Raw genomic sequence first — 8,495 nt, forward strand, 5'->3', positions numbered from 1 at the left:
TCGACGATCTCGCCGCCGACCTGCGCGACGGCGCGGTGACCCCGGTGCTGATCGGCACCGCCGAGAAAGGCAACGGCGTGCTGCGTCTCCTGAAGGCGATCCGCCACGACGCGCCTGACATCGAGGCGACCCGCAAGCGGCTCGGTGCACCCGACGGCGCGGCTACCCTGGTCCAGGTGATGAAGACCATCCACACCTCGCATGGCGGCAAGCTGTCGGTGTCGCGCATCCTCTCCGGCCAGGTCGTCGACGGTTCCGAACTCTGGCTGCCCGGCGGCGACACGGCCAAGGTTTCCGGCATCTACCGGATGCTCGGCAAGGACCATTCCAAGCTCTCCATCGCCAAGGCCGGCGATACGGTCGCGCTGGGCAAGCTGGACGAGGTCAAGACCGGCCAGACGCTGAGTTCGGCCAAGGGCGGCATCAAGCCGCTCGTCCAGTTCGAGCCGCCGCAGCCGGTCTTCGCCTTCGCGCTCCGTCCCAAGGAGCGCAAGGACGAAGTGAAAATGTCGGCTGCCATCCAGCGGCTGGCCGAGGAGGACCCCTCGCTCAGCCTGCGCCACAACCAGGACTCGGCTGAAACCGTGCTGTCGGGCCATGGCGAGATGCATCTGCGCGTGGTGCGCGAGCGGCTGGAAGGCAAGAACCAGATACCGGTCGAAGGCCATCCGCCGGCGGTGCCCTATCGCGAGACGATCCGCAAATCGGCGCAACAGCGCGGCCGTCACAAGAAACAGTCCGGCGGACATGGCCAGTTCGGTGACGTGGTGATCGAGATCAAGCCGCTGCCGCGCGGCTCCGGCTTCCAGTTCACCGACACCATCACCGGCGGCGTCGTGCCCAAGACCTACATCCAGTCGGTCGAGACCGGGGTCCGCGACTATCTGAAATCCGGGCCGCTGGGCTTTCCGGTCGTGGATGTCGCAGTCAACCTGTCGGACGGCTCCTACCATGCGGTCGATTCCTCCGACATGGCCTTCCAGATGGCGGCCAGGCTGGCAATGAAGGAAGGCATGGCCGCGTGCTTGCCGGTGCTCCTGGAGCCTGTGATGAAGGTCGAGATCGTCACACCCTCCGACGCCACCTCGAAGATCATCGCTCTCATCCCGCAACGGCGCGGCCAGATACTCGGCTACGACGCGCGGCCTGGCTGGCCAGGATGGGATGTCGTCGAGGCAACCATGCCGCAAGCCGAGATCGGCGACCTGATCATCGAGTTGCGCTCGGCGACCGCGGGCGTTGCCAGCTACCGTGCCGTCTTCGACCACATGGCCGAACTCACCGGCCGTCTGGCCGACGAGGCGATGAACACCAACGGCAAGGCTGCCTGATGGCGTAGCGTTCCTCTCGAACCTGATTCGAGGGGACAAAAGAAAACGACGTCCGGCGGGGACCGGACGTCGTTTTGTTCGCGGACCGTTTCCTTGGGAGGTAAAACGGCAGGTCCGCCGCATTTGGTGCCGCCGAGTTCGGCGGAAAAACGGTTCGGACGCGGTAGCCGCCTGAGCCCGGGCCGTACGAGTGATGCCCCCATCTCCCGTCCGAACCACACCGCGTCCTATGATCCACATAGCAGGTCGCGGGCGCCCGGGCTATGTTACCAGAGGTTACATGTCACCGTTACGTGGCAATTGTGATGGAATTTTTTGCCGGCCCAGCAGAGCACAGGCAACAAAAAAGCCGGATCAATGAAGATCCGGCTGAGTTTGATTGGAGTGCCTGTTAAGGCTAACCTCCAGAGGGGAACACTCGAGGGCGCTAATGGGAGGAGAACGCGCCCAGGAGATGATCTATATATGTGCTCATCATGCCCAAGAAACAAGCATCTATTTTGCAACACACGCATGCAAAAAGACGCAGGCTGTGGTCTAACCCATTCCAGAAGCCAATAGGACCAGCAGAATCGTCGAAATGGGCCGCCGAATCGGGCAATTGCAACTACAGAATTGCCGATCTCGGCTGGCTTTCGGCTCAAAATGCCAAAACCGGGCAATGATGTGGAAGCAGGCAGCAGGCGTGCATTTCTAAGGCAATCGGGAGGAAGCAGCCAATGCGGACGTTTTCGGCGATCGCCGGCAGTGCGGCCTTCTTCATCGCGGCGCCCTGCGTGGTTGCCGGGCTGGTGCCCTGGCTGTTGACCGATCGCTGGGGCTTGCCGTGGTCTGGTCTGCCGGGCTTTGTTCCTGCCGGCGGGCTTCTGATCGCCGTCGCGATCGCAGCACTGCTGCATGCCTTCGGTCGATTCGCGCTTGAGGGCCTCGGCACGCCCGCTCCGGTCGCGCCAACCGAGAGGCTGGTGATCGGCGGCATCTACCGTCATGTCCGCAACCCGATGTATGTCGCCGTGCTGTCGATCATCCTCGGCCAGGCATTGCTGTTCTCGAGCTGGACGCTGGCCGCTTATGCGGTCATCGGCGCGATCGCCATGGGCTCTTTCGTGCGGTTCTACGAGGAGCCGACTTTGGCTCACCGGTACGGCGCCGAATACGACGCCTACCGCCGCAACGTGCCCGGCTGGCTGCCTCGACTGTCGCCCTGGCGGGGGTAGGTGAAACCGGCAGCGCCGTCTCAGGGCATGTTGAGGCTCAGGTCGGGCCAGGCAATCGACATGTCCTTAGAATGACCAGCTTCTCGCCTTGGCGATGATAAAGTCCCGGAACACGTGCAGCTTGGCCTGGTTCTTCATCGCGTCCGGATAAGCAAAATAGGTGTCGAAAGACGGCACCTCGGTCTCCGGCAGCAGCTGCACGAGGTCGGAGTCCTTGCTGATCACATAGTCGGGCAGCATGGCGATACCGGCACCGCCCTGCACCGCCCGCTTGATCGACAATATGTCGTTGATCTGCAGCGTCGGCACCCTTTGCCCGCCTTCGAAATCACCGACCGTTTCCAGCCAGTTCAGCTCCGACAGATGCGACGGCACCGGCACGCCGAAGGTGACGATGCGATGGGCCTTCAGCTCGGCGACGGAAGACGGCCTGCCATGCTTGGCGACATAGGATGGGGCCGCGTAGAGGTGGAAATGCACGGTGAACAGGCGGCGCTGGATCAGGTCCGGCTGCTGCGGCTGGCGCAGCCGAATGGCGCAATCGGCCTGGCGCATGGTGAGATCGAGCTCCTCGTTGGCGAGGATTAACTGCAGGCTGATTTCAGGATAGAGTTCGATGAATTCCTGCACCCGCTCGGTCAGCCAGCCGGCGCCCAGCCCCACCGTCGTCGTCACCCGCAGCACGCCCGACGGGCGATCCTTGGTCTCGGTCAGCCGGGACTTGATGGTCTCCAGCTTCATCAGCACGTCATGCGCCGTGCGAAACAGCATCTCACCCTGCTCGGTCAACACCAGCCCGCGGGCGTGGCGGTTGAACAGCGGCACGCCGACATCATGCTCGAGCGCGCTGACCTGCCGCGAGATCGCCGATTGTGACAGATGCAATGTCTCGGCCGCATGGGTAAACGACCCCGCCTCCGCCGCAGCGTGAAACACGCGTAGCTTGTCCCAGTCCAACGCCATGATTCCCCTCGTTCTGTTTTGGCGTCTGAATGAAAAATCAGGCTTTTACACGGCGTTTCTAAGCCGCTCTCTGAACTCTCTACTCGGCCGCTTCGCGATGCACTTCGATGCCGGCCAGATACTTCTCCGCCTCGAGTGCGGCCATGCAGCCAAGCCCCGCTGCCGTCACCGCCTGGCGGTAGATATCGTCGGTCACATCGCCGGCCGCGAACACGCCCGGCACATCGGTGCGGGTCGAATCCGGCGCCGTCCACAGATAGCCGTTCGGCTTCTGCTTGAGCTTGCCGGCGAACAGTTCAACCGCCGGCGCATGGCCGATGGCCACGAACACACCGTCGATCTTGAGGTGCGACACCTCGCCGGTCCCCGCATGCTTGAGCTTCAGCCCTTCGACCGAGGGCGGCAGCGGCGTCTTGCCGGGCCGACCGGTGATCTCGTCGACGATCGTGTCCCAGATGACGCGGACATTGTCCTTTTTCAGAAGCCGCTCGCGCAGGATACGTTCGGCGCGAAAATCGCTGCGCCTGTGGATCACCGTCACGCTCTTGGCGAGATTGGACAGATAGAGCGCCTCTTCCACCGCCGAATTGCCGCCGCCGATCACCGCGACATCCTTGCCCCGGTAGAAGAAGCCGTCGCAGGTGGCGCAGGCCGAGACTCCAAAACCCATAAAGTCCTGCTCGGTCGGGATGCCCAGCCATTTCGCTTGCGCGCCGGTCGCGATGATCAGCGCGTCGGCGGTGTAGGTGGTGCCGGAATCGCCCTTGGCACGGAACGGTCGCACGTTGAGGTCGACCTCGGTGATGATGTCGTTGATGATGTCGGTGCCGACATGCTCGGCCTGTTTCAGCATCTGCTCCATCAGCCACGGACCCTGGATCGGGTCGGCGAAGCCGGGATAGTTCTCGACATCGGTGGTGATCATCAACTGCCCGCCCTGCTGCAGGCCGGCGACCAGCATCGGCTTCAGCATGGCGCGGGCGGCGTAGACCGCCGCCGTATAGCCGGCCGGGCCGGAACCGATGATGAGAACGGGCGCGTGCTTGGTGGTCATCTAAAGCCTCTGCGGAGGGCTGCCGGCAATTGCGGCATGGAAAACTCGATCATTGTCGCGCGTAATGTAAGTGTTGCCCACGACGCCAGCAAGGCAAGTTGGAGTTCGTCCCCGGAAAGCTTTGTCACACCCTGTCGCCTGCGGATCCCGCGAAATATTCCGGGCGAAGGATGGAATGGACAGCGAAGTCGTTTAATTACAAAATCACGCAAGATTCTTGCGTGTTGCCCCTCATGATCGAGAGCCCTCATGCCGCTCAAGGCCGACCTCGACGCCATCGACTGGAAGATCCTGCGCGAATTGCAGGGCGACGGCCGCATGACCAATGTCGAACTGTCGAACCGCGTCGGCATTTCGGCACCGCCATGCCTGCGCCGCGTCAAGCGCCTGGAGGAAGCCGGCATCATCCGTGGCTACCGCGCTCTGCTCAACGCACCAGCGCTCGGCCTTGATGTCGTTGCCTTCTGCCTCGTCGGCCTGCATCATCAAGCCGATGCCGAGCTGCGCATCTTTGCCGAGCGCACCCGCGGCTGGCCGATCGTACGCGACGCCTGGATGGTGTCGGGCGAATCCGATTTCCTCCTGCATTGCGTGGCGAGCGACCTCGGCGCCTTCCAGAGCTTCGTCATCGAGGAACTGACCTCGACCCCGAATGTCGACACGGTGCGCACAGCGCTCACCATCCGCCGGGTCAAGGACGAAGGCTTGGTCTCGTTCGCACAGCCTTGAGCCGGTTGAACCGCAACCGGCTTTCGCCGATGCGGCCTGAGCGCCTCGCCATATCAGCGCCGCTTTGGCGTTCGATAGGCTCTCCTGTGGAGCCGGATGTACTGCCGTAGCCACCTTGCTGGTTTCCTAGAGCAATTCCAGAAAAAGTGTGTAACGGTTTTCCTGGGAAAAGCGCATAGCGCTTTCGGGATTGCATAATACAGGTGGCGCAGGGCAGCCCAATTCCGAGAACAGTGTGCCGTGGGGTGGGACGATGACTCGATTTTCTAGCCCGGTTTCGGCGCTGGTCATCTGTATGAACGAGGCCGACATGATCGGCGAATGCCTGGAAAGCGTCGACTTCTGCGCCGAGATCATCGTCGTCGATTCAGGCTCGACGGACAGCACTCTGGACGTCGTCAATGCGTTCATCGCCAAGGGCTACCCGATAAGGCTGTTTCACAATGATTGGCCGGGCTTTCCTCGTCAGCGGCAATTCGCGCTCGATCAGGCCACCCAACCGTGGTGCCTTTCGATTGAAGCCGACGAGGCCATCGATGACGTTCTCAGGCAGTCGATCACGAATGTGACGCAGCTTGGGAACGATGCTTTCGACGGATGGTACATCAGGCGCCGCGACAAGCTGAAGGGTTATGGCTATGCGCACCGCTGGGTGCTTCACAACAGGCTGCTGCGTCTTTTCCGGCGCGACAAGGCGACCATGGACCTCAATCTGCGGGTCCATGAGTCGTTCGAGGTGCCGGGCGAAACCGGCACCATAGAAAATGGCGTGCTGCTGCATCGCCGCGAAATGACTATTGCCGAGGATCTGGCGAGAGCCAACACCTACTCCAGCCTCAAGGTCGCCACGCTGGTCGAACGAGCCAAGAAGCCTGGCCTGATAAGACTGGTGCTGTCGCCGCTTGGCAACTTCCTGAAGTTTTACCTGGCCAAGCGCTACTTCCTGTGCGGCCGGCACGGGTTCGTCTATTCGATGCTGGTGATGGTGTATTCGTTCGCCACCGAGGCCAAGCTCTATGAAGCCTGGCGGGACAACGATCGGGTATAAACCGTTAGGGCGCGCCCGAGGCGGCCCCAAGTGCAGCTATTGCGGCGAGCAGGCCGTCGAAGTCCGCGCGGTCGCACCAAGGCCGAATTGTGAAGCCCCGTCGGACAGCCGCTTGCCCGTCCACCAGCCAGCCCTGCGAGAGGCCGGCGCGTTGTCCCGCCTCCATGTCGGCCTCCTTGTCGCCGACGATCAGCGAACGCCGCAGATCGAGCCCGAGGCGACTGGCCGCCTCCAGCAGCATGCCCGGATTGGGCTTGCGCATCGGATGATCTGCGGCCGCGAGCGGGCCGGAGCCCGCCTCGTGATAGGCGCAGGCAAGGACCATGTCGACGAACGCATTGTCGGCGCGTAGCAGTTCGAGCACGCGGCCATTGACGGCGGCGAAATCGCTCCAGCCGAAATAGCCGCGCGCGATGCCGGACTGGTTGGTGACGACGATGACGGGAATGCCGGCCCCGTTGGCGGCGGCTATCACCGCGGCTATATCCGCGCGCAGCACCATTTCGCCAGGATCATCCGGATAGCCCGTATCGATATTGATGGTGCCGTCGCGGTCGAGGAACAGCGCCGGAGAGCCGGCGGCGAACACCTTTGAGCCGACCTGCTCGACCCACAGGCCCGGCTCAGCCAGCGGATAGCGGCCAGAGGTCGTGGGATCAGCCATTGCTGAGGCGCGCTTCGACCACCTCGCACAGATGATGATAAAGGCACAGATGCCCCTGCTGGATGATCGGCGTCGAGGTCGACGGAACGTTGAGCAGGATATCGGACAGAGGTTTCAGCTTGCCGCCGGTATCGCCGGTCATGCCGATCACCGTCATGTCCATCCTCCGTGCCTGTTCGGCGGCGGCGAGGATGCTCGGCGAATTGCCGCTGGTCGAGATTGCCAGAAGCACGCCGCCGGCCGCGCCATGCGCCTCGACCTGGCGCGAAAACACCGTGTCGAAGCCATAGTCGTTGCCCCAGGCGGTCAGCACCGCCGCATTGGCCGGCAGCGCGATGACATTGTAGGCCTTGCGCTCCTTGAGAAAGCGGCCGACCAGTTCGCCGGCAATGTGGATGGCGTCGCTGGCCGAGCCGCCATTGCCGGCGATGAGCAAGGCCTTCCCCGACGAAAGCGCCGTCACCACCGCGCTCGCCGCCCGCTCCATCTCACCGGTCAGGTCCCGTTCGACCATGGCTGATATGGCAGCCGCCGAGCGGACAAGGTAATCGTTCAAGTCGGACATGAAACCCTCAGTTTGTGGTGCCGCCGGCGCGCAATTTGCCAATGGTGTTGGTGGTGCTTTTTCCAGCGACGAGATCGACCAGCACGACGCGTCCGCCGGCCTTCTGCACCACATCGGCGCCGACCACGGTATCGACCGTGTAATCGGCGCCCTTGACCAGTATGTCGGGCAGCAGCGCTTCGATCAGCGCCAGCGGCGTATCTTCCTCGAACACCACGACCGCGTCGACCGAGGCGAGTGCTGCCAGCACGCAGGCGCGGTCGTGCTGGTCGTTGACCGGCCGGCCGGCGCCCTTCAGGCGCCGCACCGAGGCATCGCTGTTGAGGCCGAGCACCAGCCGGTCGCACTGGCTTCGCGCCGCGTGCAGCAAGCTGACATGGCCGGCATGCAGGATGTCGAAGCAACCATTGGTGAAGCCGACGCTCAGGCCCTCTTCCTTCCACGCCGCCACCATGCGGGCGGCCGATGTGGCGTCGAGGATGGCGTCCTTGTGGGCGGTCGGCCCATGTGAACGGAACAGCGCGCCGGTGAGTTCCTCGACCGTCAGCCGCGCTGTGCCGCGTTTTCCCACAACGACGCCACCAGCGGCATTGGCGATCGAAGCGGCCATGACCGTATCGGCGCCTACGGCCAGCGCCAGCGCGAAGCTCGCGATCACCGTATCGCCGGCGCCCGAAACGTCGAACACTTCGCGCGCCTGGGTGGCGATGTGGCGCGCCTCGTCGGGGCCGACCACGCTCATGCCCTTTTCGCTGCGCGTCGCAACGACGAAATCGAAACCATGTGCCGAAATCAGCTGGCGCGCGGCAGCCACGATCTCGTCATCGGCGAACACCGCATGGCCGACGGCCTCGCCGAGTTCCTTGCGGTTGGGGGTGATGGCGGTCGCCCCGGCATAGCGCGCGTAATCGCGGCCCTTCGGGT

General features: G+C 63.4%; 9 protein-coding genes. 4 read left to right on the forward strand and 5 right to left on the reverse strand.

The annotated features are described in order from the left end of the window. Together EN884_RS15935 and EN884_RS15940 are read left to right on the forward strand one after the other, a co-directional pair. Positions 1–1,331: elongation factor G (locus EN884_RS15935; protein WP_128360621.1), on the forward strand; the 1,331-nt coding region annotated here is incomplete at its 5' end. 719 nt (positions 1,332–2,050) lie between these two features. After that, positions 2,051–2,548 carry an isoprenylcysteine carboxylmethyltransferase family protein gene (locus EN884_RS15940; RefSeq protein WP_013530080.1) on the forward strand — a complete coding sequence of 166 codons (498 nt, stop codon included), beginning with the start codon at positions 2,051–2,053 and terminating at the stop codon, positions 2,546–2,548. 66 nt (positions 2,549–2,614) lie between these two features. Here the strand turns inward: EN884_RS15940 and EN884_RS15945 are convergent, their stop codons facing one another. Both EN884_RS15945 and trxB read right to left on the reverse strand, forming a co-directional pair. After that, positions 2,615–3,511 (reverse strand): LysR family transcriptional regulator, encoded by an 897-nt coding sequence (locus EN884_RS15945; RefSeq protein WP_013530079.1) that lies wholly within the window; start codon positions 3,509–3,511, stop codon positions 2,615–2,617. A 79-nt stretch (positions 3,512–3,590) separates the two neighbouring features. Then, positions 3,591–4,565: a thioredoxin-disulfide reductase gene (trxB, locus tag EN884_RS15950; protein ID WP_063168808.1), complete on the reverse strand. Its 975-nt coding sequence runs from the start codon at positions 4,563–4,565 to the stop codon at positions 3,591–3,593. A gap of 249 nt (positions 4,566–4,814) precedes the next feature. Here trxB and EN884_RS15955 point away from each other — a divergent pair, with 249 nt between their 5' ends. Next, positions 4,815–5,294, forward strand: a complete 480-nt coding sequence (locus EN884_RS15955; RefSeq protein ID WP_013530077.1) for an Lrp/AsnC family transcriptional regulator — start codon at positions 4,815–4,817, stop codon at positions 5,292–5,294. Between the two features lie 253 nt (positions 5,295–5,547). After that, positions 5,548–6,342, forward strand: a complete 795-nt coding sequence (locus tag EN884_RS15960) for a glycosyltransferase family 2 protein (protein ID WP_063168809.1) — start codon at positions 5,548–5,550, stop codon at positions 6,340–6,342. 4 nt (positions 6,343–6,346) lie between these two features. On the opposite strand, the gene EN884_RS15965 is transcribed toward EN884_RS15960, so the two are convergent. From EN884_RS15965 to rfaE2, 3 genes are all read right to left on the reverse strand, one after another. Continuing rightward, positions 6,347–7,006 carry an HAD-IIIA family hydrolase gene (locus tag EN884_RS15965; RefSeq protein WP_063168810.1) on the reverse strand — a complete coding sequence of 220 codons (660 nt, stop codon included), beginning with the start codon at positions 7,004–7,006 and terminating at the stop codon, positions 6,347–6,349. Further along, positions 6,999–7,571 (reverse strand): SIS domain-containing protein, encoded by a 573-nt coding sequence (locus tag EN884_RS15970; RefSeq protein WP_024504153.1) that lies wholly within the window; start codon positions 7,569–7,571, stop codon positions 6,999–7,001. The genes EN884_RS15965 and EN884_RS15970 overlap by 8 nt, the downstream gene beginning before the upstream one ends. A 7-nt stretch (positions 7,572–7,578) precedes the next feature. Next, positions 7,579–8,495: D-glycero-beta-D-manno-heptose 1-phosphate adenylyltransferase (rfaE2, locus tag EN884_RS15975; protein ID WP_128360622.1), on the reverse strand; the 917-nt coding region annotated here is incomplete at its 5' end.

The sequence above is a fragment of the Mesorhizobium sp. M7A.F.Ca.AU.001.01.1.1 genome (genome assembly GCF_004022735.1).
Classification (GTDB): domain Bacteria; phylum Pseudomonadota; class Alphaproteobacteria; order Rhizobiales; family Rhizobiaceae; genus Mesorhizobium; species Mesorhizobium ciceri.